This is a genomic window from Streptomyces sp. NPDC104581 (assembly GCF_055583685.1).
On the sequence record NZ_JBVJNN010000031.1, the window covers coordinates 22,732 to 48,097 of the forward strand.

22 protein-coding genes are annotated in these 25,366 nt (G+C 72.6%); 14 read left to right on the forward strand and 8 right to left on the reverse strand.

Going from position 1 to position 25,366, the window contains the following annotated elements; genetic code table 11:
* Positions 1–106 precede the first annotated feature (106 nt).
* Positions 107–1,102 (forward strand): SMP-30/gluconolactonase/LRE family protein, encoded by a 996-nt coding sequence (locus tag ACZ61E_RS23355; protein ID WP_469701789.1) that lies wholly within the window; start codon positions 107–109, stop codon positions 1,100–1,102.
* Entirely contained in the window at positions 1,099–1,872 is a 774-nt protein-coding gene (locus tag ACZ61E_RS23360; protein WP_469701790.1) for an SDR family NAD(P)-dependent oxidoreductase, read from the forward strand. Before ACZ61E_RS23355 ends, ACZ61E_RS23360 begins: the two co-directional genes overlap by 4 nt.
* 46 nt (positions 1,873–1,918) lie before the next feature.
* Here ACZ61E_RS23360 and ACZ61E_RS23365 read toward each other — a convergent pair whose 3' ends face one another.
* From ACZ61E_RS23365 to ACZ61E_RS23375, 3 genes are all read right to left on the reverse strand, one after another.
* On the reverse strand, positions 1,919–2,425 hold the full coding sequence (locus tag ACZ61E_RS23365) for a hypothetical protein (protein WP_469701791.1): 507 nt from the start codon (positions 2,423–2,425) through the stop codon (positions 1,919–1,921).
* A 241-nt stretch (positions 2,426–2,666) separates the two neighbouring features.
* On the reverse strand, positions 2,667–3,230 hold the full coding sequence (locus tag ACZ61E_RS23370; protein WP_469701792.1) for an NlpC/P60 family protein: 564 nt from the start codon (positions 3,228–3,230) through the stop codon (positions 2,667–2,669).
* Positions 3,231–3,559: 329 nt separating this feature from the next.
* A complete protein-coding gene (locus ACZ61E_RS23375) occupies positions 3,560–4,330 on the reverse strand; it encodes a D-Ala-D-Ala carboxypeptidase family metallohydrolase (protein WP_469701793.1) in 771 nt (256 codons plus the stop codon).
* Positions 4,331–4,793: 463 nt separating this feature from the next.
* Between ACZ61E_RS23375 and ACZ61E_RS23380 the strand changes: the two genes are divergently transcribed.
* Complete coding sequence (locus tag ACZ61E_RS23380) at positions 4,794–4,979, forward strand: hypothetical protein (protein WP_469701794.1); 186 nt, start codon at positions 4,794–4,796, stop codon at positions 4,977–4,979.
* Positions 4,980–5,100: 121 nt separating this feature from the next.
* Here ACZ61E_RS23380 and ACZ61E_RS23385 read toward each other — a convergent pair whose 3' ends face one another.
* Positions 5,101–5,880, reverse strand: a complete 780-nt coding sequence (locus ACZ61E_RS23385; protein ID WP_469701795.1) for an SDR family NAD(P)-dependent oxidoreductase — start codon at positions 5,878–5,880, stop codon at positions 5,101–5,103.
* A gap of 108 nt (positions 5,881–5,988) precedes the next feature.
* Between ACZ61E_RS23385 and ACZ61E_RS23390 the strand changes: the two genes are divergently transcribed.
* Positions 5,989–6,609 carry a TetR/AcrR family transcriptional regulator gene (locus ACZ61E_RS23390; RefSeq protein ID WP_469701796.1) on the forward strand — a complete coding sequence of 207 codons (621 nt, stop codon included), beginning with the start codon at positions 5,989–5,991 and terminating at the stop codon, positions 6,607–6,609.
* 101 nt (positions 6,610–6,710) lie between these two features.
* On the opposite strand, the gene ACZ61E_RS23395 is transcribed toward ACZ61E_RS23390, so the two are convergent.
* Positions 6,711–7,592 carry an alpha/beta fold hydrolase gene (locus tag ACZ61E_RS23395; RefSeq protein ID WP_469701797.1) on the reverse strand — a complete coding sequence of 294 codons (882 nt, stop codon included), beginning with the start codon at positions 7,590–7,592 and terminating at the stop codon, positions 6,711–6,713.
* A gap of 180 nt (positions 7,593–7,772) precedes the next feature.
* On the opposite strand from ACZ61E_RS23395, the gene ACZ61E_RS23400 reads away from it, so the two are divergent.
* Positions 7,773–9,818, forward strand: coding sequence for an AfsR/SARP family transcriptional regulator (locus tag ACZ61E_RS23400; RefSeq protein ID WP_469701798.1), 2,046 nt, complete (start codon positions 7,773–7,775; stop codon positions 9,816–9,818).
* A 233-nt stretch (positions 9,819–10,051) separates the two neighbouring features.
* On the opposite strand, the gene ACZ61E_RS23405 is transcribed toward ACZ61E_RS23400, so the two are convergent.
* A complete protein-coding gene (locus ACZ61E_RS23405) occupies positions 10,052–10,471 on the reverse strand; it encodes a hypothetical protein (RefSeq protein ID WP_469701799.1) in 420 nt (139 codons plus the stop codon).
* Positions 10,472–10,644: 173 nt separating this feature from the next.
* On the opposite strand from ACZ61E_RS23405, the gene ACZ61E_RS23410 reads away from it, so the two are divergent.
* Positions 10,645–13,503, forward strand: coding sequence for an AfsR/SARP family transcriptional regulator (locus tag ACZ61E_RS23410; RefSeq protein ID WP_469701800.1), 2,859 nt, complete (start codon positions 10,645–10,647; stop codon positions 13,501–13,503).
* A gap of 64 nt (positions 13,504–13,567) precedes the next feature.
* Here ACZ61E_RS23410 and ACZ61E_RS23415 read toward each other — a convergent pair whose 3' ends face one another.
* On the reverse strand, positions 13,568–14,143 hold the full coding sequence (locus ACZ61E_RS23415) for a phosphatase domain-containing putative toxin (protein ID WP_469701801.1): 576 nt from the start codon (positions 14,141–14,143) through the stop codon (positions 13,568–13,570).
* On the reverse strand, positions 14,140–14,754 hold the full coding sequence (locus ACZ61E_RS23420) for an MBL fold metallo-hydrolase (RefSeq protein ID WP_469701802.1): 615 nt from the start codon (positions 14,752–14,754) through the stop codon (positions 14,140–14,142). Before ACZ61E_RS23420 ends, ACZ61E_RS23415 begins: the two co-directional genes overlap by 4 nt.
* A 189-nt stretch (positions 14,755–14,943) precedes the next feature.
* Here ACZ61E_RS23420 and ACZ61E_RS23425 point away from each other — a divergent pair, with 189 nt between their 5' ends.
* The 8 genes from ACZ61E_RS23425 (at position 14,944) to ACZ61E_RS23460 (ending at position 25,358) form a co-directional block, all read left to right on the forward strand.
* On the forward strand, positions 14,944–15,084 hold the full coding sequence (locus tag ACZ61E_RS23425) for a hypothetical protein (RefSeq protein WP_405817455.1): 141 nt from the start codon (positions 14,944–14,946) through the stop codon (positions 15,082–15,084).
* A gap of 301 nt (positions 15,085–15,385) precedes the next feature.
* Positions 15,386–17,506: a putative PEP-binding protein gene (locus tag ACZ61E_RS23430; protein WP_469701803.1), complete on the forward strand. Its 2,121-nt coding sequence runs from the start codon at positions 15,386–15,388 to the stop codon at positions 17,504–17,506.
* The gene (locus ACZ61E_RS23435) at positions 17,503–18,483 is read left to right on the forward strand and encodes an ABC transporter ATP-binding protein (RefSeq protein ID WP_469701804.1); all 981 of its coding nucleotides are present in this window, start codon (positions 17,503–17,505) and stop codon (positions 18,481–18,483) included. The genes ACZ61E_RS23430 and ACZ61E_RS23435 overlap by 4 nt, the downstream gene beginning before the upstream one ends.
* Positions 18,484–18,497: 14 nt before the next feature.
* Positions 18,498–19,247, forward strand: coding sequence for an ABC transporter permease (locus ACZ61E_RS23440; RefSeq protein ID WP_469701805.1), 750 nt, complete (start codon positions 18,498–18,500; stop codon positions 19,245–19,247).
* Positions 19,234–20,058, forward strand: coding sequence for an ABC transporter permease (locus ACZ61E_RS23445; RefSeq protein ID WP_469701806.1), 825 nt, complete (start codon positions 19,234–19,236; stop codon positions 20,056–20,058). The genes ACZ61E_RS23440 and ACZ61E_RS23445 overlap by 14 nt, the downstream gene beginning before the upstream one ends.
* Positions 20,059–20,087: 29 nt before the next feature.
* Positions 20,088–22,007 (forward strand): RiPP maturation radical SAM C-methyltransferase, encoded by a 1,920-nt coding sequence (locus ACZ61E_RS23450; RefSeq protein WP_469701807.1) that lies wholly within the window; start codon positions 20,088–20,090, stop codon positions 22,005–22,007.
* A 49-nt stretch (positions 22,008–22,056) separates the two neighbouring features.
* Positions 22,057–23,148 carry a hypothetical protein gene (locus ACZ61E_RS23455; RefSeq protein ID WP_469701808.1) on the forward strand — a complete coding sequence of 364 codons (1,092 nt, stop codon included), beginning with the start codon at positions 22,057–22,059 and terminating at the stop codon, positions 23,146–23,148.
* Positions 23,149–24,851: 1,703 nt separating this feature from the next.
* Positions 24,852–25,358: a peptidylprolyl isomerase gene (locus ACZ61E_RS23460; RefSeq protein ID WP_469701832.1), complete on the forward strand. Its 507-nt coding sequence runs from the start codon at positions 24,852–24,854 to the stop codon at positions 25,356–25,358.
* Positions 25,359–25,366: the final 8 nt, after the last annotated feature.

Here is a 25,366-nt window from a genome sequence, read left to right on the forward strand (position 1 = left end):
GACCCGTTCGCGGGCGCACCCGGCGCCATCGCACTGCCCGCCCGCCCGCACCCCGCCTCCGTACCGCGCCCGTCCGGCGGGCGCGCCGGAACCGGAAGGAGAAACCGTGACCCGTCACCCGCACCGGGCGACCGCCCCACCGGCGTTCCGCCCCTGGACCACCTCCCGGCGCGAACTCGGCGAGGGCCTGCGCCACACCGGAGGCCACCTGGTGACCGTCGACATCCTCGACGGCACCCTCACCGCCCTCGACCCGGCGGCCCCCGGCGACGGAACCGTACTCCTGCGCCTGGACGTCCCGTTGGGCGCCGTCGCACCCCTGGCCGGCCGGCCGGGCCACTGGCTGGCGGCGGCGGACACCGGTGCCGCCGTACTCGCCCCCGACGGGGGCCTCACCTGGCTCGACCGGCCCGGCGACACCGACCCCGTGCCCAGCCGGGTCAACGACGGCTGCTGCGACCCGGCCGGACGCTTCTGGTTCACCACCATGCCCCGCGGTCCCGAGCGCGGCCTGGGCCGGCTCCACCGGGTCGGGCACGACGGCGCGGTCACCACCGTGCTGGACGGCCTCACCATCCCCAACGGTCCGGCCTTCACGGCGGACGGGACGGTGATGTACCTCGCCGACAGCGCCGAGGGCCGCATCGACCGCTTCCGGGTGGACCCCGGCGGAGAGCTCCACGACCGGACCGCCCACCTCACGTTCGCGCCGGGCGCGGGCAGTCCGGACGGCATGACGGTGGACGACGACGGCCACCTCTGGGTAGCGGTCTGGGGTGCCGGAGAGGTCCACCGGTACACACGGGAGGGCGCGCTCGACGCCGTGCTGCCGCTCCCCGCCGTCCAGCCGGCGAGCCCCGCGCTCGTGGACGGCACCCTGTTCGTGGCCACCGCGACGATCGGTCTCGATCTTCCGCCCGGCGGCGCCGACGGGCCGCGGTCCGACGGCGGCTCCGGACACGACGGGCGAGTGCTGGCCGCCCGCGTGGGTGCGTCGGCCCCGCCCGCCCACGCCGCCGTACTGCACCCGGGAACGCCCGGGGTTCCACCCACCGCCGCCGCGCGTCAGCCCGCCGGCCGTACCCACGGGGAGGCACCGTGAACCCGCTCCAGGACCGAACCGCCGTCGTCACCGGCGGCGCGCAAGGGATCGGCGAGGCCGTCGTCGACGTCCTGCTGGCGGCGGGTGCCGCCGTCGGCGTGCTGGACCGCGACGAGGCCGCACTCGACCGCGCCACCGCCCGGCACGCCGCGCACACGGACCGGATGCTGCCGCTGGCCGTCGACATCACCGACGAGGCGGGCGTCGTCGCCGCCACCGCGGCCGTCGCCGAGCGCTTCGGCCCGCCGACGCTGCTGGTCAACAACGCCGGGATCAACGCCTACTTCGACCCCGCCACGATGACCACCGAGGAATGGGACCGGGTCTTCGCGGTCGACCTCAAGGGCGCGTGGCTCGTCGCCAAGCAGCTGATTCCCGCCATGCGCGAGCGGGGCACGGGTGCCATCGTCAACGTCGCGTCCCTGCACGCCCGGCTCACCTCCGCCGGGTACTTCCCCTACGCGGCGGCCAAGTCCGGACTGGTGGGGCTGACCCGCAGCCTGGCCCTCGAACTGGCGCCGCACGGTGTGCGGGTGAACGCGGTCAGCCCGGGCTGGACCCGTACCGCCCTGGTCCGCGACTACTTCGCCGCCCAGCCCGACCCGGCCGCGGCCGAGAGCCAGGTGGTGGACGTGCACCCGATGCGGCGGTTGTGCGAGCCCCACGACGTCGCCGAGGTCGTCGCCTTCCTCCTCGGCCCCGGCGCCCGTGGAATCACCGGCGCCGACATCCCCGTCGACGGCGGCCTCGGCGCCCGCTTCGCGGGCTGACCCCCACACGGAACGGCCCCCCGCCTCCGTGTCCCGGGCGGGGCGGTCAGTGGCTGGCGTGCGGATCGCCGCTACGGGCGTACGGCGCGAAGAGCAGGGACCAGTTGGCCACGGTGGGGCGGGCGCCGGCGGGCAGGTGGCCGGCGGTGTCGACCGTGGCCGCGTCCCGCAGGTACAGCAGGTGCCCGTGGGCGGCGCCGGCGTGGCCGGTCTCCAGCGCGCGGGTGGTGAAGGTGCGCTGTTCGTCGCGCCACACCAGGTCCGAGCCGTCGACGGAGGCCCGGACCAACCGCGCCCAGTAGAGGGCGTCATGGGCGCCCGTCCGCTGGCGCATGTGCTGCGCGGCGAACCGCGCCATCGCCTCCGGGTCGTCGATCAGCGGTGAGAGCACCTGGTCGGAGGAGAAGTCGAAACCGAAGAAGAGGCGGCGCCCGTCGAGGAGCAGCGACTCGATTCCGCCGATCACCGCGGTACGCCCGGGCAAGCCCGCGGCCAGGTCAACCGCCCTGTCCGGCCCCGGTGATGTGTCCGCCGCCGTTCCGCCGGCTGCCATGGCGCCGCCCCCTCCTGGTCTCTGCCGTACTGCCGCGCCGTCAGCGCGGCGCCCACAGCATCCCACTGATCACCCGTCACGGGCCCACCGCTGCCGCCGGTCCCGTGTCATGGGACGTTCGGACGGCGGACGGCGGAACGCCCTCCGGGCGGACCCGGAGGGCGTTCTGTTCACTGTTCACTTCCGCGTCACGCTTCCGGCGGCGGTGGGGGTGCCGCGGGCCGCGTGCGTACGGGGTGTGTCAGTACTTGTTGGGACGGTACGCGTCGTACTGGTCCGCCCCGATCCCGTAGCTGAGGGTGCGGTAGTCCGTACCGTGCCCGCCGCGCTGCTCGTACGCCTTGTAGCTGGTGTGGGCGCTGCTCGTCCACTTCTCGAAGATCACGACGTGGCGCGTGGTGCTGCTGCCCGTCGCGTCGATGATCAGGTCGCCCTTGGTGAGCTGCGACATGTTGATCGGCGTGGTGAAGTCCGAGCCTGCGAGCATCACCGTGTTGGCGCCGGGCTTGCCGTACTGGAGCGCCATGCTGACGTATCCGGAGCAGTCCGCACGGTAGCCACCGAACGTCGCGGTCTGGCTGTAGGGCACCTGACTGCCGTTGTTCGCCGTCAGCCAGGTCTTGGCGCGCTGGATGACGGAGTCGCGGCTGATCTTGGCGTCGACATCGCCGGCGGCCTTCGTCCCGGCCGCGGCGGGGGAGACGCTACGGGTGCCGGTCTCCACCGCGGTGGCGGAGTGGGTCAGCGGCACCAGCAGGGCGGCACCCATGGTGAGGGGCAGGAGAGTTCGGGTTAAGCGGTTCATCGTGCTCCTTTCGACGGTCTGCCTACCGGTCCCGGCCGAAGCGTGTGCCGCTCCGGCGGGCACGGAGACGGGCCACTCTCCAATCGTGACGTGCGCATGTCAATGGATGGAGATGTGAAGATCCCCGGGACACGTCCTGACCGTACGGCTACGGCGCGCCGGAGGGCCCCGAAGGTGTCCGCCTTCGGCCAGTTCGGGCCCGCCGGCCCGTGAGTGGGCTCGTGCGGGTGTCGCCGCGGGAAGCGACCGCCGAGCGCGGCGAACGCCCGCCCCGGGGCCGAAGCGCCGGAGCGGGCGTCGCAGGCACACGCGGTGCGCGAACGGATCGATCACATGCCGCAGCTCGGGGCCGACCAGAAGCGGCCGTCGCCACCGGCGACGTGCGTGTGGTCGTCGTGACCCGGGTAGCCCGGGCCGAGGATCTCCGTGAAGCCGTGGTTGCGGGCCGCCAGAGCCAGGGCGCAGAAGCCCTGCGAGCCCGCGCCGAGGTCGGCCGCGTGGCCGTACATGTGACGGCTGTTGGCCGCGCCGCCGACGTTGCTGTTGCAGGTGACGCTGCGGAAGCCGCCGTTGACGGTGATCGGCCTGTCACCCATGGCGTGGCGCATGGCTTGCAGCTTCCACATGGTGACCAGCGCGTTGGCGCGGGCCGTGGCCGCGCTGACCTTGCCGCCGGACCAGTCGGAGTTGCAGTTGTTCAGCTCGCTGTAGTCGAAGTTGGCCGGGGAGCAGTCGTCGTCCTGAAGCTCGTAGATCTTGCCGAAGGTGGCCGGACCCGCGATACCGTCGGCGCCGAGACCGTAAGCCGACTGGAAGCGCTGCACCGCGGCCTTGGTGGCGGGGCCGAACTGGCCGTCGATGGCGATCTGGCTGCCCGAGCCCGGGTATCCGGCGACCCGGATCTGGAGCTGTCGCACGGCTTCGCCGGACGAACCCTCTCTGAGCGTCCCGCTCCAGGTGTAGCAGCCGTCGGCGGCGGACACCTCGGCGACGGCGGCCGGTGAGGCGTTCGCGACCGCGGGCAGGGCTGTGGGGGCGGCGAGCACCAAGCCGGCACCCGCCAGTACCGACACCAGCCGGCGGACAGTACGTGAACTCATGTGGGGGTCTGCCTCTCCTTCGTGGTACCGATCGGAAAGGCATGAGGGTGGCGTTACTCGCAGCCCTTGTCAAGAACACCTCACGGAGTGGTAAACCAGGTAAAGCCCTGGGGAGTTGGAGGCGGGCGACGGCCGGCCACGCCTGCGACGCACCCCGTGGCACACCCGTGGCGCAACCGCCGACGGGCTGACGTCGCATGCCCTGAGTCACTTCCCTCCGGGCGCCGTGATGACCAGTCAGGACACCCGACCGCTCGATGTCCTCGGTCGGACGCGGGGGAGTGCCGGCCGCGACCGAACCCCCTCTGCCTCCAGGCCGCTCGCGGGCCGGGAATGTTCGATGTCTGTTCCTGGCGGGTGGGGGTACCGGGCGGGTATGGCCTCTATGAAGCGTGTGCGCGTTGCTCTTGCTCCTCGTGCGGTGCGGCAGCTGCGCCGTGTCCGTTCGGTGTACCTGGTCGGGATGATGTTGTCCGTACTGGGCCTGGTCCTCCAGTCGGGCAGGGAGGGCAGTGGCCGGCAGTCGGAGATCGCCGCTGTGCTGGTGGTGGCGTTCTCCGTGCTGCTCGGGCTGGCGGTGGTGCAGCTGTGGCGGCATCAGAGGGCGGCTCACTGCGGCACGGCCAAGAGGCTGACTCCTTCCGGCTGAGCCCCTTCGCGGGAGCTGTGACTCCCCTCCCGGGAGCACGCGGTGGTCCGGGCCGGGACAGCCGTTCTGATGGCGGTGCTTCAGCCGGCTCGCTTCCCGAGGGCCGGGTGGCGGGTGGAGGTCAGGCGGCTTCGTGCTTGAGGGCGGGGCCGAGCAGGAGCCCGCCGTCGATGACGAATTCCGAGCCGGTGGCGAAGGAAGCCTCGTCGGAGGTGAGGAAGAGCAGGGCCCGGGTGATGTCGGCGGGCTCGCCCAGCCGGGGGATGGCGAACGGCTCGGCCGAGTAGAAGTCGGAGATCGCCGTGTCGCTGCCGGCGGCGGGCTCGGTGATGAACGGTGTGGCGATGACACCCGGGTGGATGGCGTTGACGCGGATGTGGTCGCGGCCCAGTTCGAGGGCGGCTGTCTTGGTGAGGCCGCGGACGGCCCACTTGCTCGCCACGTAGGGGGCGTACATCGCGGTGCCGCCCACGCCGGAGGTGGAGGCGATGTTGACGATGACGCCGCCGCCGTTCCGGCGGAGCGAGGGGGCCGCCGCCTTGATTCCGAGGAAGGCGCCGGTGAGGTTGACGCCGAGGACGCGGTCCCAGACCCGGCGGTCGGTGGTCTCGATCGGGGCGGCGGGGTTCTGCACGCCGGCGTTGTTCACGAGGACGGACAGCGGGCCGAAGTGCTCCTCGGCGGTCCGGACGGCGGCGCTCCAGGAGCTCTCGTCGGTGACGTCGAGGTGGACGTACAGCGCGCGGGCGCCGAGTTCCGCGGCGAGTGCCCGGCCCCGGTCGTCGTCGATGCCGGCGATCACGACGTCGGCGCCTTCGGTGTGGTAGGCGCGCACATGACTGGCTCCCTGGCCGCCGCTGCCGCCGGTGACGAGCACGGTGTGGTGGTCGAAGCGTCCCATGGGGATGGTTCCTTTCCAGATGGCGAGTCGAGTGACTCGCCTCGCCGTCGACCGTACGAGAGTGGTGAGAGGTGAGTCAAGTGACTCACCTTGCCTATGATGGCGCTCATGACCACCGAGCCGTCGGCCTACCACCAGCGCGTCGCGGAGGAGAAGCGGGCCGCGATCCTGCGTGCGGCCACCCGTCTCTTCCTGGACTCCGGGTACGACCGGACGTCGCTGGCGAAGATCGCCGAGGCCGCCGGGGTGTCGAAGGCGACCCTGTTCAAGCAGTTCCCGACCAAGGCGGCGCTGTTCGACGCGATCGTCACCACGTCCTGGCAGTCGGGAGACCCGGAGGACGCCCCGCCGCCCGGCGACCTCCGGGCCGGCCTCGCCCTGATCGGACGGCGCTACGTCACCCTGCTCACCCGTCCGGGCATGGCCGACCTCTTCCGGATCGTCATCGCCGAGCTGCCGCGCTTCCCGGAACTGGCCGAGTCGCAGTTCCACCGCGGCAAGATGCCCTACTTCGATTCCGTGCGCCGCTACCTGGAGGCGGAGCGGGAGGCGGGCACGATCCGGCTGGAGGATCCGGAACTGGCCGCCACCCAGTTCCTCGGCATGATCTCCAACTACGTCTTCTGGCCCCGGATGCTCCTGCCGCACTGGGCTCCGGACGGCGCGGCCGTCGAGTCGGTCGTCGACGAGGCCGTCCTGATGATGGCGGCCAGGTACGCCGCCGACTGAGGCGGCGGACCTCTCGCGACCTGTCGCCCCCTCTCCCACCGCCCCGGCCTCACGGGCGACGAAGCGGGTGACGTGGGGGAGGAGCGCCGTGCGGGGCCCGTTCAGCGGTCGGTGAGGGCCCGGATCTCGGAAGCGATCAGCCGCGGGTCCTCCTCGGCCATGAAGTGCCCGCAGGAAATGGTCCGGTGGCGGAGGTCGTCCGTCCAGGCGCTCCAGAGGCCCTGGGCGTGGTAGCCGAGGGCGGCGCCCCAGTCCTGCTGGAGGACGGTGACCGGCATGGCCAGCTTGTTGCCGGCCTCCTTGTCCGCGCTGTCGTGGTCCACGTCCACACCGGCCGAGGCGCGGTAGTCGGCGACGATCGAGGGGACGGCCGCGGCGGAGGCGGAGAGGTAGTGGGCGCGGACGCCGGCGGGGAGGGCGTCCGGATCCTTGGTCCAGGCGTCGAGGAAGTAGCCGAAGAAGGTGTCGGCGGCCCCCTGGATCATCTTCTCGGGCAGGCCGGGGGCCTGGGCCATCAGATAGAGGTGGAAGCCGACCGCGGCGTTGACGCCGTGCAGGGCGTCCCACATGTCGAGGGTGGGCAGGACGTCGAGGAAGAGGGCGCGGGCGACGGTGTCCGGGTGGTCCATCGCGGCGCGGAAGGCGACCAGGGCGCCGCGGTCGTGACCGGCCAGGGTGAAGCGGTCGTGGCCGAGCGCGGCGGCGAGGCGTACGACGTCCCGGGCCATGGTCCGCTTGGAGTAGACGTCGGGCCCGGTCTCGGCGGGCTTGTCGCTGGCGCCGTAACCGCGCAGGTCGGGGCAGATCACGGTGTGGTCGGCGGCGAGGCCGGTGGCGACGTGCCGCCACATCAGGTGGGTCTGCGGAAAGCCGTGCAGCAGAACGACGGGCGTCCCGCTGCCGCCGACGGCGGCGTGCAGGGTGACACCGTCGTCGACGGTCACGCGGTGTTCGGTGAATCCGGGGATGCTCGGGGTTGTCACGGTGACTCCTGGGGTTCGTGGCAGAGTGAACGTTCCGGACCTCCGACCTCGGTCGTCCGGGCCGTCCGGGGACGTCACCCAGGTTGCGGGCCCCGGATCAGCGATCGATGAGTGGACGCGGCACCCTCCGGCGGCGACGGCGACGGCGATGGCGCCGCCTCGCCCGCGAAAGGACCTGCCGTGGGTGTTGAGTTCGGACTGCTGGGACCGGTCGCCGCCTGGGAAGCCGACGGTTCGCCGCTCCCGCTCGGCGCGCCCCGGCACCGGGAGGTCCTCGGACGGCTGCTGATCGCCCGGGGCCGGGTGGTCCCGGTCGGCCGGCTGGTGGCCGACCTGTGGGAGGAGGAGCCCCCGGCGGGCGCGGTGGGCGCGGTCCGCACCTTCGTGGCGGCCCTGCGCCGGGCGCTGGAACCCGGTCGCCCCGCTCGGCAGCCGTCCCGGCTGCTGGTCACCGACGGTCCCGGTTACGCGCTGCGCGCCGGACGCGAGGCGGTCGACGCCTGGCGGTTCGCGGACACCGCCGCGCGAGCAGCCGAGGCGCCGCCGCACGCGGCGGTCCCCCTCTGGGACGAAGCGCTCGCCTGCTGGCGGGGGCCGGTACTCGCCGATTTCCCCGCTGCCGCGTGGGCCGCCGCCGAGCGGGCGCGGCTTGAGGCCCTGCGCCTGGACGCGGTGGAGCGGCGCGCCGATGCCCTGGTGGCGACCGGTGCCGCGCGGGACGCGGTGGCGGACCTGCGGGCGCATGTGGCCGAGCATCCCGGCCGGGAGGACGGCTGGGTGCTGCTCGCCACCGCGCTGGACCGTGCCGGGCGGCGCGGCGAGGCCCTGCGGGCACTGGCCCGGGCCCGTGACGCGTTGAGCGGAGGCGGGGGCGCCCTGGTACGGACCGAGGCACGCATCCTCGGTGCGGCGGCGGACTCCCCGGCCGAACCGGCGGGGACGGCCGGCAGCGTCTGGGACCGGGCCGCGGCCTCCTGGGACCGCTCGGTGCCCGCCCGGTCCCGGGCCCGGCTGCACGCCACCGCCGGCCTCCTGCGCGACCTGGCGGTGTCCGGCGCCGACGGCCTGGAGGAGGCTCACCGGCACCGACGCGATCTGGTCTCGGCGGCCGAGACGACCGGCGACCCCGAACTGGCCGCCCGGATCATCGGCTCCTACGACGTCCCGGCGGTGTGGACCCGCGCCGACGACCCCGAGGGCGCCCACGAACTGGCCCGGGCCGCCGCCCGCACCGCCGCCCGGCTCGGCCCGGAGGGGCCGCCCGCGCTGCGGGCCCGGCTGCTGTCGGTCGTGGCGGTCGAGTCACGGGGCGACGCCGCCGCGGACGCCCCGCTTCCCCGGGCCTCCGGCGCACCCGCCGGCGAACCGTGGCGGCTGCGCGCCGAACGCGCCGCCGAGGAGGCCGTCCGGACCGCCCGTCGCCTCGGCGACCCCGCGCTCCTGGCGTTCGCCCTCAACGGCGCCTTCATGCAGGCGTTCGCCGGCTGCGGGTCGGCCGCCCGCCGGGACGCCCTCGGCGCCGAACTGACCCGGCTGGCCGTGGACCACCAGCTCCCCGGGCACGAGGTGCTCGGCCGTATCGTCCGCCTCCAGGCGCTCGCCGGACTCGGCCACTTCACGGAAGCGGACACCGAGGCGGAGGAGACCGACCGGCTCGCGGACCGCAACGACTGGCCGCTCGCGGGCGTCTTCACCGCCTGGTACCGGGCCTTGCGCCGCTGCGAGACGGACGGCTGGCCCGACGCCCGCCACCGGTACGCACGTGTCCTGGCGGAGACCGCCGACCGCGGCATGCCCGGCCTCACCCGGGGAGCCGCCGCCCTCGTCGCGCTGGTTCCCGTCATGCGGGGTGACGCCCTGCCCGGTCCCGGCGACTTCGCGGGCCTGGACCCGGGTCCGTACCGGCCGTGGCTCGACCCCCTGCTGCTGGCCGCCTCCGGCGACACCGAGCGGGCCCGGCAGGCCCTCGGGACCGTGCCCCGGCCGCCGCACGACCTGCTCCAGGAGGCCCTGTGGTGCGTACTCGCCCGGGCCGCCGCGTCCGTGGGGCATCTGCCGGTACTGCGCCGCGCCCGGGAAGCACTCGCCCCCGCCGAAGCCGAGTACGCAGGCGCGGGCAGCGGCCTGGTCTCCTTCGGCCCGGTCGTACGTCATCTGGCCGCCGCCGACGCGGCGATCGAGGCGCACACCTCCGCCACCGGGCGGCGCACGGGCGACGACGAGTGAGCACGGCCCGGCCCTCCCCGCGGCCGGGCTCGACCGCGCGTGGCGCGGGCTCCAGCGGGCGCCACGCGCGACGGTTTTCAACGGGACCGCGACCGCGGTGCCGCGCCCGAAGCCGGACAAGGACCGGATCGCCGACGATCTGCCGCACGTCCGGGCCGCAGCCGGTAGCGCGGCCTGCCGTCGGTGGGTCTCCGCCCGGACACCCACCGACGGCAGAACCGGCGCTGTTCGACTCAGGGAATCAGGACACAGTGGTTCTCGATGACCCTGCCGCTCCGGTCCAGGCCCCCGCAGACGGCGAGCCGGCCGCTTCCGGGCTGGCCGAGTTCCCGGTTGACGGTGAATACGTTGCTGTCGTCGTTGGCCTTGGAAGCCCGGAAGTCGCCGGCGAAGGCCCGGAGCGTTCCCGGCAGTCCGTCCCTGGTGGAGACGGTGATGTCCTGGACGTAACGGGTGCCCTGGTAGGCGGTGGCCACACAGATGTGGGTTCCGCACGTCCGCTTCACCGCGGCACTCGCCGGCGTCGCGGTCACCAGACCCACGACACTGGCCGCGGCCAGAGCCGCGGCGGTCGTCGCCGAGCGCCACCGCGCGGTTCTCGCCGACGTGGCCCGGCCCTGACCGGCGCCTGTCGTAATCCTGAGCTTTCTCATTCTTCTTCGCCCTCCGTGTTGATGACGCTCGGGAGCGATCCCGCTCCGAGGTTCACGCTCTCGTGCGCCGTCCCCACGGCGTCATCACCGCGTCATCAAGGGCGTTGAGAGGACATTCCCGTGAACGCTATGCTGTGGTCCGATTGCTTTCAGTGATGAGGGAAGTTCGGGGGATGGACTTTCGCGTACTCGGCGCGCTTGAGGTCTGGACCGGCCGGCAGCGGACGCCGGTACCCGGAGCGCGTCGGCAGCGGGTGCTGGCCGCACTGTTGCTGGCACCGAACTCGGTGGTGCCGCTGTCCAGGCTCGCCGAGATGACCTGGGAGGACGAGCCACCCGCCACCGCCGTCAAGCAGTTGCGGAACTCCGTCTCGGCACTGCGTGAACGGCTGGGCGACACCGAGCAGCGGCTCATCCGTACCGAGGAGCCCGGCTACCTGATCCGCATCGGTGAACAGGATCTCGATTCCCTTCGGTTCGCCGCCGGGGTCGCCGACAGCCGCCGTCACGCCGCTGAGGGGCGGCTGGAGCGGGCGGGCGGCGTGATCCGGACGGCACTGAACCTCTGGCGTGGACCCGCGCTCAACGGACTGGGTACCGCGGCACTGACCAGATCCGCCGCGCGGCTGGACGAGCAGCGGCTCGGCGCGCTGGAGTTGTCGGCCGGATGGCGGCTGGAACTCGGTGAGCATCAGGAAGTCGTCGACGACCTGACTGATCTCGTCCACGACCATCCACTGCGCGAAGGACTCCACGCCCAGCTGATGACGGCGTTGGACCGCTGTGGCCGACGCGCGGACGCGCTGCACGTCTTCCGCTGCCTCAGAGCCCGGCTTGCCGAAGAGCTCGGAGTCGGCCCCGGATCCGACGTACAGCGTCTGCACGAGCAGATCCTGCGCGGTGAGCCGCGCCCCCGCCCGGTCAACCGGGCCCGGCTCTCCGACGCCGTGCCCACCCCGAGACAGTCTTGGCACGACGCTCCGCCGGTACCGAGGCAACTTCCCCAGACCATCCGCGACTTCACGGGCCGCGCCGACCACCTGGCCGAGCTCGACACCCTGTTGCCGCCCGCCGGCGGGCAGGCCGTGGTGATCTCCGCGCTCGACGGATCGGGCGGAGTGGGCAAGACGACGCTCGCGGTGCACTGGGCCCACCGCGTCCAGGACCGGTTCCCCGACGGCACGCTCCACACCAACCTGCGCGGGTACGGTCCCGGCAAGCCCGCGACCCCGGACGAGGTACTCGACGACTTCCTGGTCGCGCTCGGCGTACACCCGGCGGCGGTACCCGCCGGGACCGGCGCCCGCTCGGGACTCTTCCGCACACTCGCGGCGGGGCGGCGCATGCTGATCGTGCTGGACAACGCCCACAGTGCCGAGCAGGTCCGCCCGCTGCTGCCCGGAGCACCCGGCTGCATGGTGCTGGTGACCAGCCGTGACAGTCTGACCGGCCTGGTGGTCACGGAGGCCGCGCACCGGCTCACCCTCGACGTGCTCTCCCCGGCCGAGGCGTTGAACCTGGTCGTCGGCATCCTCGGCCCCACCCGGGCCCAGGCGGAGCCGGCCGCGGTGAAGAACCTCATCCGGCTGTGCGCCCGCCTGCCCCTGGCGCTGCGGATCGCCGCGGGGCGCGCGGCCGCGTACGCACACGTCTCCGTCGCCGGCATCGCCGCCGAACTCGCCGACGGCGACTCCAGACTCGACGCACTGAGCTGGGGCCGAGACCCCTACGCCGCGGTCCGCAACGTACTCGACTGGTCCTACGAACAGCTGACCGTCGGACAGGCGAACCTCTTCCGGCGTCTGGGCCTGCATCCGGGCCCGGACATCTCGACCCCCGCGGCCGCGGCCCTTGCGCGCCGACCACCACCCGAGACACGGCAGCTGCTCGACGCGCTGGCCGACGCACACCTCATCGAACCGGTCGCACCCCACCGATACCGTTTCCACGACCTCCTGCGCGCCTACGCGGAGGAGTTGGCCGACGAACACGACACCGAGAACCAGCGCCACGACGCCCTCGACTCCCTGCTCACCTGGTACAGCCACACCGCCCGCACCGCCGACCGCCGGCTCTACCCGACCTGCACACGCGTGGTGACCACCCTCGCAGAGCCCGCCCACCCCCTCGCCGTGGCCGACCGCGACCATGCCTGGGCCTGGTTCACAGCCGAACGGGCCAACCTGATCGCCGCTCTGTACCACGCCGTGGACCGAGCCATGGATGGCCACGCCCTGCACCTCCTCGACGCCCTCGGCTTCCTCGTGCTCATGGGTGGCTGGGAGGAACGCGTCGACACCGCCACCGCGGGTCTGCGTGCGGCGCGGCGGTCCGGCCGGACCGAGCACGAGGCCAACGCCCTGCTCGCCCGCGGAGAAGCGCTGGCGCACCTGCAACATCCGGACGCGCGGGCGGACCTGACCGACGCCTGCCGAATCGCCCAGGACGCCGGCAACGTCCACATCCAGATCGCCGCCCGCGTCGAACTCGGCCGGCTGCTGCGCCGGCAGACGCTCCTCGTCGAAGCACGGCACCACTTCGACGAGGCTCGCCTGCTCAGCGAAGGATTCGACACCGGACGGTGGGAAGCGGTGGCCGAAGGCCACCTCGCCGGTCTGCACTCCGACCTCGGCAATCACCAGCAAGCCATCGACTGCGGCACACGCAGCGCGGCACTGCGCCACCGGCTCGGCGACACGGACGGCGAAGCGTGCGCCCTCGCGGCCATCGCCGTGGGCCGGCAAGGCATCGGCGACCACGACACGGCGATCGCTCACTGCCGACGCGCCATCGCCCTCGGCCGCGCGTCCCTGGGCAGCCATGAGGAGACGCTCGCCGGGCCTCTCACCGTCCTCGCCACCTCGCTGCTCAGCCTCGGACGCGTCGACGAGGCGATCGACTGCTGGCAGGAAGCCGCCTCCATCTACACCGACCGGGGACTGGACGCCGACGCCGCCACGCTGCACCACCGGATCCGAGCGGCGGGCCACCTGTCCGCCCTGCCTTCCGCACGCGGGTCCACCTGTCCCTGACGGTGCCCGGGAACGGCATCACCGGATGCCGGGCCACGGCCGAGGGCGGCCGGCAGACCGGTGGTCACGGGGCCGGCGGAGACCGAGGGTCCGAGGGCCGTACCGCGCGATTCGGTTCGGGGCGCTGTCCGCCGGTGGAGACGACGCGGAACAGCTCCAGCGTCCACGCGCGCTGTTCCTCGGTGTCCGGCACCGCTGCCCCCCGCGCCCGCTCCATGGACGCCCAGGCGGCCCCGGGCGTGATGCCCAGGAGGATCATGAGGGAGACCGCGGTCAGGGAGGACCGTCCGACGGCGCAGCGGCAGTGCGCCACGACATGGGCTCCGGCCCGCAGTTGCGCGGCGAGATCCCGGAGTACCGGCAGCACGACGGGGATCGACGGGACAGCGAAGTCGGGGATGGGCAGGGCGACGAACCGCAGCCCGGCGGCCTCGGCGAGGCGGGGCTCGTCGGCGAGCCCGAGTGCGGCGCGTTCGGCGTCGGGGAGGGCGCAGACCAGGATGTCGGTGCCGGCTCCGCGCAGGGCAGCCATGTCGGCTGCCAGGTCCGCGTGACCGCGGGGCCGGACCATGGTGCTCAGACGCCCCGGCGCGGGCGGGCCGGCGACAGTGAACAGGACGGGGGCGGACGACCCGGTCATCGGGCGGACGAGCCGGGCGGGAGCCGGCGGTAGCAGCCGCCGCACTCGTCGGCCATCCAGCCGTTGAGGCTCCGCAGACCCCGCTCGTTGACCTGCCCGTCGTGGATGCCGTAGGCCCGTTCCGGCTGGACGGCACGGACGAAGTCGATGGCCTCGTCCGTCTTCATCCACGATCCTTGGAGGGGGACCAGCAGGGTCTCCACCGGCCGGTCGGGAAGGTGCAGGGAGTCCCCGGGGTGGTAGAGGGCGTCATCGACGAGGTATCCGAGGTTGGCGCAGTCCGGGAGGCCGCCGTAGATGCGCGCGTGCCGCCCGCCGTGGGCGGTCACCCGGAAGCCGGCCGCGGTGAACTCCTCGCCGGCGACGACGCCGGTGAAGTCCAGGCCCGGGATACGCGCCGACTCGGGGGCGTAGACGGGCACGCCCAGTCCCTTCAGCCGCAACAGGTCCACGTGGTCCTCGTGTTCGTGGGTCACCAGGACCGCGTCCGCGCCGCTGAGGGCCCCGGGCTCGCTCCAGACGCCGGGATCGATGACCAGCGTGCCGCCGCCGTCGTGTTCCAACCGGACACATGAATGGGTGTACTTGGTGATCCGCACTCGCGTGATCATAGTCCGGGGGTTTTGCTCATTCCTTCGGCGAATGGCTGGAAATGTCGGCCGGGCGCACCCTGCGTGTTCCCGGGTGGGCGGCGACATCCGGAGTCCCGTGCGTTCCGGGGAGTCGTAGTGTCGACAACTACCTTTCGGACAACAGGAGTTCACCTTGTGGTCAGAAGTGTTCGCTGTTAGCGTCGGAACATGGACAAAACCAACTCGAACGTCGAGGAGCTCGCCGACCTGGCCGAGCTGGAATTCTCTCCGATCACCCCGGAGGACGCCGCCGATCTGGACGACCGTGTGTACCTGCTCGGTGTCCGGGCGGAGTTCGTGAGCCGGTAGGTTCCGCTCGTCGACCCGTCCCCGCCTGCCGGTGGCGGGTTGCCACCAGAGGTTCACCACCGGAAACGGTGCCGGACCTCGCCCTTGGGGGAGGGGGATTCAGCGCGTGGTCATGGAGCGTCTGCCGGCCGGTTGTTCCGCTGATTCAGTGGTGTGGCTGCCGGTCGGCGCCGCTGACGACACCATTGCCGAGGCGATCGCCGCGCTCGATCCCGGCCATCGCCTCGGGAGCGCGGACGACCCCGTCTTCCTGACAGCGTGGCTCCCCTGCCCTAAGGGAAGCTGCCTGTCATTTCTCGGAATGAGCCCTGCCAGCCGGCGATGGCTGGCAGGGCTCGCCGGTAGCGGCTTCGCCGCGGAACGCAGGGCCGAACTGTCCGCCGCCCTGGCCACGGTGCAGCCCGGCGCCGCTCTGCCGGACGAGCCGGTCCAGCAAGTGGTCGCGCTGGTAAGGGCGTTGACCAGGGGCGTGACCGGTCCGGCCCAGTTCGGGCTCGGGCGACAGCCGCTGTGGTGCGGCCCCGACGGAGGCAGCGGCCTCGCCTTCTCCTGCGATCCGTCGACCGGTCGGCCCGGCGTGACCGGCTCCTTTCTCGCCGGGGGATCCGGAGCCCAGCTGCTGACAGCGGGCGGCGAGGATCTCGCCCGACTGATCGACGATCGGCCCTGGGGCCCGCGGGTACGGGAGGCGGTCCACGCCGCCGAGGCCGAACTCGACTGGCCGGCGAGGGTGGAGTTCCTCGTCGAAGAGGGCAGGCCCCACATCGTCAGAAGCACCCGAGCACCCCTGCGCGGCGCCGCTCTCCTGCGTGCCGTGGCCACTCGGTACGAACACGGCCGGCTGACCCCCGCGCAGGCGGTGTCACTGGTGGAGCCGCCGGACGTCGAACAGGCGCGTTCCGGGGCGGCGCGATCGCTCGATCTGCCCGTGGCGGCGCGCGGCCTCGGCGTGTCGCCCGGCATCGCCGGCGGCGCCGTCGTCTTCAGCGCGGCCGACGCCGTCGCCGCGCAGGCGAACGGCGAACAGCCGGTGCTGGTCCTCACCGAGTCGAGGCCGGAGGATCTTCCTGGCCTGCTGGCCGCGGCGGCCGTCGTCACCGAGCGGGGCGGACAGACGTCGCACGCCGCGGTCGTGGCGCGCGGACTCGGACTGCCGGCCGTCGCCGCCCTCGTCGACGGCGTCCTCGACGCCGACGCCGAGGTCCTGCGCACCACGCACGGCGACACCGTCCGCGCCCGCGACCTGGTCACGGTGGACGGCCACGCCGGAGTGATCCACCTCGGTGTCCGCACGGGGCACACCGCCGGACTGCGGGCCGCCCCGGAGCTGCCCGGCTGGCTGGACGACGCGCTGTCGGGGCTGCCCGGCATCTCCGTACGGGTGAACGCCGACACCGGCGCGGACGCCGCCGCCGGGCGGGCACTGGGCGCCGACGGGGTGGGACTGTGCCGACTGGAGCACATGTTCCTCGGCGAGCGCCACCAGGTGCTCCAACGGGTCCTGATGGCTCGGCCCGGCCCCGACATGACGGAGGACCTCGCCACCGTGCGTGCCCTCCTGCGGGCGGAGATCACGGACATACTCGCCGCGATGGACGGACGGCCGGTCACGATCCGTCTGCTCGACCCCCCGCGCCACGAGTTCCTTCCCGACCTGACCGAACTCTCCCTGACCACGGCCGCGACCGGCGCCCCGGCCGACCGGGACCGCCTCGACATCACGCGCCGCCTGCACGAGCACAACCCCATGCTCGGAGTGCGCGGCGTGCGGATGGGCGTCCTGCTCCCGGCACTGACGGCCGTACAGATCAAGGCGCTGGTGGAAGCGACCCTCGCGCTGCGCCGCGCCGGCCGGGACCCGCGGCCCGAACTCCTCGTCCCCATGGTCGGCGTGCCGGCGGAACTGGACTTCGTCCGGGGCATGCTCGACGATGTCTGCGCCCGTCTGGGAACCTCCCGGGAGCAGGCGGCCATCTCCCTGGGCGCCATGATCGAGACCCCGCGGGCCGCCCTGCTGGCCGGGTCGATCGCCCGCCGTGCGGACTCCCTGTCCCTGGGCACCAACGACCTCACCGCACTCGTCTGGGGCCTGTCCCGCGACGACGCCGAACGTCACCTGCTGCCCGCCTACGAGGATGTGGGCCTCCTCGCCGAATCCCCCTTCGCCCGGCTGGACGTCGAGGCGGTCGGGACCCTGGCACGCCAGGTTGCCGCCGAGGCACGGGCCGTACGCCCCGGCATCACGCTCGGCGTCTGCGGCGAGCAGGCAGCCGATGCGGCGGCCGTGCGGTTCTTCGCCGAGGCGGGCTTCGACCACGTCTCGTGCGCGCCGCCACGGATCCCACTGGCCAGACTCGCCGCCGCGCGGGCCGCCGTCGCACAGGGAGCGGCGGACGTTCATCCGACGGGGGCCGGGCGTTGAGCGAGCCGGCGATCGTCGTGGAACGGCTCGGCCGTACCTTCATCGACCGCGGACGCGAACTCGTGGCCCTGCGGGACGTCAGTTTCCAGGTCGGGGCCGGCGAGATCGTGGGCCTGCTGGGCAGCAACGGCGCGGGCAAGACCACCCTCACCAAGATCCTCGCCACCCTGCTGCTGCCCACGGCCGGTGCCGCCCGGGTCTTCGGCCACGACGTCACCCGCGATCTGCGCGAGGTACGCCGTATGACCGGCGTCGTGCTGGGCGGCGACCGTGGCCTCTACGCCAAGCTGAACGGCCGCGACAACCTGCGCTTCTTCGCCATGCTCGCCGGCGTGGGCCGGCGCGGCCTGAGCGCGAAGCTGGACGCCGCGCTGGAGGAGGTCGGCCTGACCGGCGCGGCGGGCCGCGCGGTGGAGACGTACTCCAAGGGCATGCGCCAGCGCCTGCACATCGCCATCGGCATGATCGCCGAGCCGCGCGTCCTGCTGCTCGACGAACCGACCGTGGGCCTCGACCCGGTCGAGGCCGAACGGCTGCGCGGCACCGTCGCCCGGCTGCGCGACACCGGAGTCTCGGTCCTGCTCACGAGCCACCAACTGCTCGACATCGAACGCCTCGCCGGCCGGGTGATCATTCTCGCGGACGGCACCCTGGCGGCGGACCTGCCGGTCGAGGAGTTCGCCCGGCAGGCCGGCTACACCGCCACGGTGACCGTGCGCGGCACCGGCAGCCCGCCCGACGGCGGCGGCCTGTCGTCCCCCGACATCGCCGTCGGCGGCGTCGAGGTGGCCGACGAGTCGTGGACCCTCCGGCTGCACGTCCGCGACTGGAGCATCGGCTCGTTCGGCCTGCTCGAACAGGCGTTGGCGCACGTCAGCGTGGTGGACGTGCGCATCGACCCGGTGCGGCTCGAGGATGTCTACTCGCACGTGGCCGCGCTCCTGGCCGACGGCCGCCAGGTCGGTGGGGCGCGGTGAGGGGCGCCGCGTGGATGTTCCTGACCGCGTTCCGCATGGAGCAGCGGGCCATGCAGCGCAATCCGCTGCTGCTGGTCAACTCGGGCATGCTGCCCGCCGTGTTCCTGGTCATCGCGGTGGAGACCGGCCGCCCCCGTTCCCAGGGCGCGGCCGAACTCGTCGTGGCCGTGATGCTCACCGCGCTGTGGGGCTCCACCGTGTGGATGAGCGGAGGAGTCCTGCGCCGCGAGCGCACCTTCGGCACCCTGGCCCGCTGTGTCTCCGGAGTCTGGTCGCCCTACCTGGTGCTGCTCGGCAAGAGCCTGGGTGCCACCGTCACCAGCGTCGTGGCGATCCTCGTCAGCACCGGCGTCACCGCGGCGGCGCTGGGGCTGCCCCTGAGCGTGTCGCACCCGGCGTGGGCCGTCGTGTCGCTCGTGGTGCTGGTCTGCTCGGGCACCGCTCTGGGGGCGCTGGTGTCCTGCCTCTTCCTGGTGACCCGCAACGGGTTGGTGTGGTCGCACGCGCTGATGTACCCGGTCTTCGCCCTGGGCGGACTGCTCATTCCCACCGGCGCGCTGCCCGAGTGGCTGCGCTGGGCGCCCGAACTGCTCAGCCTGCACTGGATCAAGGACTGTCTGGTCCGTGCGAGCACCGGGGACGTCACGTTCGCCCCGCTGGGCGTCGCGACGCTGTTGACCCTCGCCTACCTCTCCGCCGCCGGCTTCGCCTACCGCCGGTCCGTCGAGAGGTCCCGGAAGGAGGGGACGCTTGACCTCGCATGACACCGCCCCCTCGCACGCCGTGGAGCCCGCCCGCGGCTCCCCGGCCTGGCGGGCGGCCGAGGCGGCCCGCATGGGCTGGCTGGAGTACCGGGCGCTCCAGACGCCCGCCGGTCTGCTCGGCGCGACCCTGCCGCGCGGGGTCCTGCAGATCCTGTTCTTCACGACGCTCGCGGGTGTCCTCGCGGGTCCCGGACACCGCGAGTACGCCTTCGCCGGATCGCTGGTGCTGGCGCTGAGCGGCACCAACGTCCACGGCGTGGTCGCCGTGCCCGTCCTGGACAAGCAGTACGCCACCTTCGCGCGGGTCCGCACCGGCGCGCTGTCGCCCACCGTCACCCAGATCGCCCGGGTGCTGCCCTACCCCGTCATGGGCTGGGTCCTCCTGGTCGTCCAGGGCGCGATCGCGGCGCCGCTGCTCGGCATGACGGACTTCGCCATGCGGCTGCTGCCCTGGGCGTGGGTGTACGCGCTGATCGCGCTCACGCTCAGCGTGCTGGGGCTGGCCGGGGCGACGATGACGGTCGGCAAACGGGCCGACGTGGTGGCCCCGAACGTCCTGTCCTACCTGGTCATGCTGTGCAGCGGCGCGATCGTCCCGCCCGGCAGGGTGGGATGGGTGGACGCGATCGGCCAGGTACTGCCGGCCCGGCACGGCCTGGACGCCGTCCGCGCGGGGATGGACGGCCGGCCATGGCTCGGCGACCTGGGCCTGGAGATCGCCGCCGGTCTCGGGTTCACCGCCCTCGCCGCGCTGTCGATCCTCCTCCAGGCCCGGCGTGCCAGCAGACACGGCCACGACGACTTCGAGTGACCGATGTGCCCAGACCCGAGGGGGAACCGATGAGCATCATCCGCCTGCCCCTGGCCGTGCGGACCGGGGCGGACCACACGGCGTCCCCTTCACCGCCCGGCAGGGCTCTGCGTGTCGCCCTGGTCAACATGCCCTGGGCGCGCATCCACGCGCCCTCCATCCAGTGCGGACTGTTGCAGTCGATCACCCGCGAGGCCGGGCACGAGTGCGACAGCCACTACCTCAACATCGAGTTCGCCTCCTTCTTCGGCAGCAAGGCCTACGACACCGTCGCCAACGTCGCCTCGGAACGGCTGCATCTGATGGGGGAGTGGCTCTTCTCCTACGCCGCGTTCGGCGAAGTGACCCCGGACGAGGACTACTTCGCCGAATATCCGGAAGTGAAGTCCATCTGGGACGAGCTCACCGGAAAGGGCCTCGAGGACCTCGTGGAGATGCGCCGCGAGACGATGCCGGACTGGATCGCCGCATGCGCGGCCAGACCGGTGTGGGGCGAGTACGACGTCATCGGGTTCACCTCCACGTTCATGCAGAACACGGCGTCCCTCGCGCTGGGGAGGAGGATCAAGGAATTCCACCCCGGCGTGACCCTGGTCTACGGAGGCGCCAACTTCGACGGGGAGATGGGCGCCGAGTACGTGAGGAAGCTGCCCTGGCTCGACTACGTGGTGGCCGGCGAGGGCGACATCGTGTTCCCCGCCCTGCTGAGGAACATCGCCGACGGCACGGACAGCCCGATCGCCGGCGTCCTGCGGCACGCCGCCGCGCACCCGCCGCAGGCGGCCGACGCGCAGCGCCCGCAGGCCCTCGACGACCTTCCCACCCCGGACTACCGGGACTACTTCGCCTGGCTGGAGCGCTTCGACCGCGCCCGGCTGCTCGGCCGGGAGCCGGTACGACTGCCGGTCGAGTTCTCCCGGGGATGCTGGTGGGGCCAGAAACACCACTGCACCTTCTGCGGTCTCAACGCGCTCGGCATGGCGTACCGCTCCAAGTCCGGCGAGCGCGCGTTCACCGAACTCGGCGCGCTGCTGCGCGACTACCCGGTGGTGCATGTCGACACCGTCGACAACATCCTGGACATGGGGTACTTCTCGTCGCTCTGCACGCTGCTGGCCCGAGAGCACTGGGACGTGAACCTCTTCTTCGAGGTGAAGGCCAATCTCACCCGGGAGCAGCTCGCGACCCTGAGAAGCGCGGGGATCCTCCGCATCCAGCCCGGCATCGAGAGCCTCAGCACCCATGTGCTGCGGCTGATGCGCAAGGGCGCGAGCAAGCTGATCAACATCCGGCTCCTCAAATGGGCCGGCTACTACGGGATCGACGTGGCCTGGAACATCCTGGCGGGATTCCCGGGGGAGACCGAGGAGGACTACGCCGAGCAGCTGCGCCTGCTCCCGCTTCTCCACCATCTGCAGCCGCCCGGGGGCTGCGGAAGGATCTGGCTGGAACGCTTCAGCCCCTATTTCACCGACCCGTCGTTCCCCATCGACAAGGTCCGGCCCCGGGCCAGCTACGCCCATGTCTACCCGGCCTCGCTGGACCCCGAGAAGATCGCGTACTTCTTCGACTACGAGGCGTCCGGCACCGTGTCCCACGAGACGGTCACCCTGCTGAACGCCGCCGTCGCCACCTGGCGGACCCGCTTCGCCGAGTCGAAGCCCAGCCTCGTCTACCAGCGGCTGCCCGGGAAGCTGACGCTGATCGACCGCAGGACCGACCAGCCCAAGCGGGCCGTCCTCACGGGCTGGAAGGCGGAAGCCTACGAAGCCTGTGGAGACGCGCCCCGCTCGGCGGCGGTGATCGCCCGCCTGCCGGCGGTACGGGACGTGCCGGTCTCCGAGGGCGAGGTGACGGCCTTCCTCGAACAGTGCTGTCGCGCCGGCGTGATGGTGTCGGACGACGGCAAGTACCTCGGGCTCGCACTGCCGGAGAACCCCGGCTGGTAGCCGCCGTGGCCCCGTGCCGGAGAGGGATGTGCCAAGGAGGGATGAGCGGATGACAGCAGTCGTATCGGCCCGGGACAGGGTGCGCCTGGGCAGGAGCGTGGCGTCCCGTCTGGCCGCGTCGACCCACGCGGACGCCGCGTTCCTCGCCGGGAGTTCGTCGGTCGGGCTGGGCAGCGCCACCAGCGACATCGACGTCTATCTGGTCGGCGCCCCGGCGGGGGAGAAGCGGCGGCAGATGTTCGCCGACGACATCCGTGTCGACGTACAGCATCTCTCCCTGGGCACCCTGGAGTCGCTCGTCGACCGGGTCCTCGGTACGGGACTGCGCTCGGACCAGGCGGGAGAGACACTGTCGGAGCGTGAGATCGCGCTGTGCGTCCGGCTGCGCACCGGTGACGTCGTGACCGACTCCGGCGCGCTGTCCGCGCTGCGCCGACGACTCGACGAGCACCCGCTGCGCCTGTCCCGACTCGTCATGAACAACTGGATGCTCGCCGCGTTCTTCGCGGCCGAGGACTGCCTCGGACTGCGCCGGTCGGACGACCCGTCCGACCTGGACCCGGCCGCGTTCGCCGGCCGGCGCGCCCTCGTGTGCGCGGGCAAGGCACTGGCCGCTGCGGGCGGGGACCTCTACTTCGGCGAGAAATGGGTGTGGCGGCAGCTCGCCCGCAGTGGTCCCGACGGGTTCCCCCTCCCGGAGTTCCAACGGCTCCTGCGGGACGACCCCCTGGCCGTCGACCCTCAAGCGGGCCTGACCGCTCTGACGTCGTTCGCCCAGACCTGCCTGATCGCCACGGCCACCCTCGGCTGGCAGGGCGTCGACGTCTCCCGCTGGCCCGCCTGGCCGGCGGGGAGCGGTCCGCTGCGCAGGTCCCCGGCGTTCCTGCCTCGTGCCTACGACGACATGGTGACGCTCGTCCAGCCCGCCGGCCGGCACTTCCGCCTGCCGCCCGGCACGGCGCTGGTCTGGGGCCTGAGCGACGGGCGTTCCCCGCGGACCGTCACCGAGTACGCGCTGCGGCTGTCGAAGGAGTCGCCCGCGTTCGCCGGGCTCACCGAGGAGCGGTGCCGGCGCGTCACCACCGAGTTGCGGCAAGCGGGTCTGCTCACCGAACAGGGCGGCCAGTGGGGAGCGATGTGAGGTTCCGTCACCGACGCAGCACCGTCCTCGACCTCGCGCTGGCGCTGCAGCGCGAGCTGATCGGGCGCACCGGCTCCTGGGAGCCCAACTTCCTGCCCAGGCCGGTCACCCCGGAGACGGACCTGTTCGTCGACGGACTGCGGTCCTGGGCGCGGACCGTCGGTTCCGGCCTGCCCGCGTTCCTGGCCGCCGCCGGCCGGCCGGAGGACCTCACCACTCTCGTCGACGACGACCGCCTCCGATCCGGAACGGAACTCGTCACCACCGCGCTCACCGCGGCGGCGCCGGCCCTCGCCGAGGCGCTCCCCCCGTTCGAGGACGTCCGCAAGCAGGCGGCCGTGGCGATCGACGACTTCCTGGCGCCCGGGCGTTACCTGGCTCCCCTCCGCGCGGCGCTGGGCACCGCCGGGACCGAGCGGACGCTGGACCTCCACCTCGTGCCGCTCGCACCCGCCCCGCCCGCGACCGGCTTCCTGATCGACGCGGGCAGGATCACGGGCGTCTACGTCGACTGCCGCCGCTTCCGCGGATCGACGCTCGCCGACGCCGTCCTGACCATGCTGGGCTGGGCGCAGCTGAAATCCGGGCCCCTCCCCGGGAACCACCTGTCCAGCGAGCTGGTCCGCCGTCTGCCCGGCAGCTCTCCGTACCAGCGTCGGCTGCGGGTCACCCTCACCAAGATCCTGGTGGAGCTGACGGCCGGCCATCTGGTCCGCGCGGTCGACTCCGCGCACCGACCATGTGTCGATGTGCTCGGCACCAAATGGCGCTACGCGCGGCTGTACACCGTGGCCGAACGTCACTGGCCCCGGTACCTCGACGGCGATGTCGACCGCGCCGAAGCCCTCGACCTGATCGCCGCGGAACTCGCCGCCCACAGCCCGCGCTGGTTCGTCGACTCCGTCGCCCCGTCCTCGCTGGCCGCCGACTTCTACCTGCTGGAGTGGCTGACCGCGGCGGGCCACCGCACGGCCGGAGCACGGCTGTTCCGCTGGCTGCCCCACCTGTGCGCCGAGCTGGCGGGACATCTGGACAACGTGATCGGCAACGAACTCGGACACTACGAACGAGCCAGGACGCAGCACTACCCGAGGGAACTGGCGGACTTCATCACCAAAATCAACCAGGGGGACAGCCGCGTCACATGGCAGCGGCTGCGCCGCGAGACCGGCCACGGCCGGGCGCTGCGGCTCGCCACGGACGCGTTCGCCGGTCCGGGCGTCGAGTTCGGCGGAGAGGCGTGGGCTCCCGTCGCCGCCATGGTGAGGCGCTACGTGCTGCACGAGCTGCCCGACCGGGTCTTCGTCGACCAGTGCTTCACCCTTGAGCACAACAACGGCTCGCTCTTCGACAAGTACCACGACACGACGGCCATGCGTGAGGTGCTGGACGCACAGGCGGCGACCGACCTCGACACGCTGCTGACCCACGCCTCGGCCGAAACGCGGGAGCTGTGGCGCACGAGGCGCCCCGAACCGCCGCACGGCCACCCGGTGTGGCTCGGGCCGGGCACGGCCGCGCCTGCCGAGGTCCGCGACGACCCACCGGGATGGAGCGCGACCGGCCTGCACGGGAGCGCACCGGGCACGGTCGGAAGCGGCGACAGCGGCGACCGGAACACGTTCGACCCCCTGAGCGACCCGCTGCGCGACTCCCCGGTACGGGTCCGCCAGACGCCCGCCCGCCGTCCCTTCTCCTCCTCCCTGAGGACCTACCGGTCCCTCGCCGCGGTCCTGCACACCGAGCTGGGCGGCGTCCACCTCCAGCTGAGCCCCGGTGAAGCCCCCTACACCGCGGACAACTTCGTGGGCCTGGCGACCGGACGCCGCACCTGGACCGACCCCCTGACCGGAGCCACCGGAGAAGGCGGTTTCTACGACGGCACGGTCTTCCACCGCCGTGTGCCGGGGTTCGTCGTCCAGGGCGGCGACCGGCTGGGCACCGGACAGGGCAGTGCCGGATACCGGATACCGGACGAAATCCATCCGGACCACGGATTCGACCGGCCTTTCCGACTGGCCATGGCGAATCTCGGCCGGGACAGCACCGGGTCCCAGTTCTTCATCACTCTCGCACCGGCGCCCCATCTGAGCGGGCAGTACACGATCTTCGGAGAGGTGGCGGACGACCCGTCCAAGGACGTGGTCGTCGCTATCGCCTCGTCACCGACGGCGGTCCGGCTCGAACGCGTGACGATCTCGGAGACCTGAACGCACGG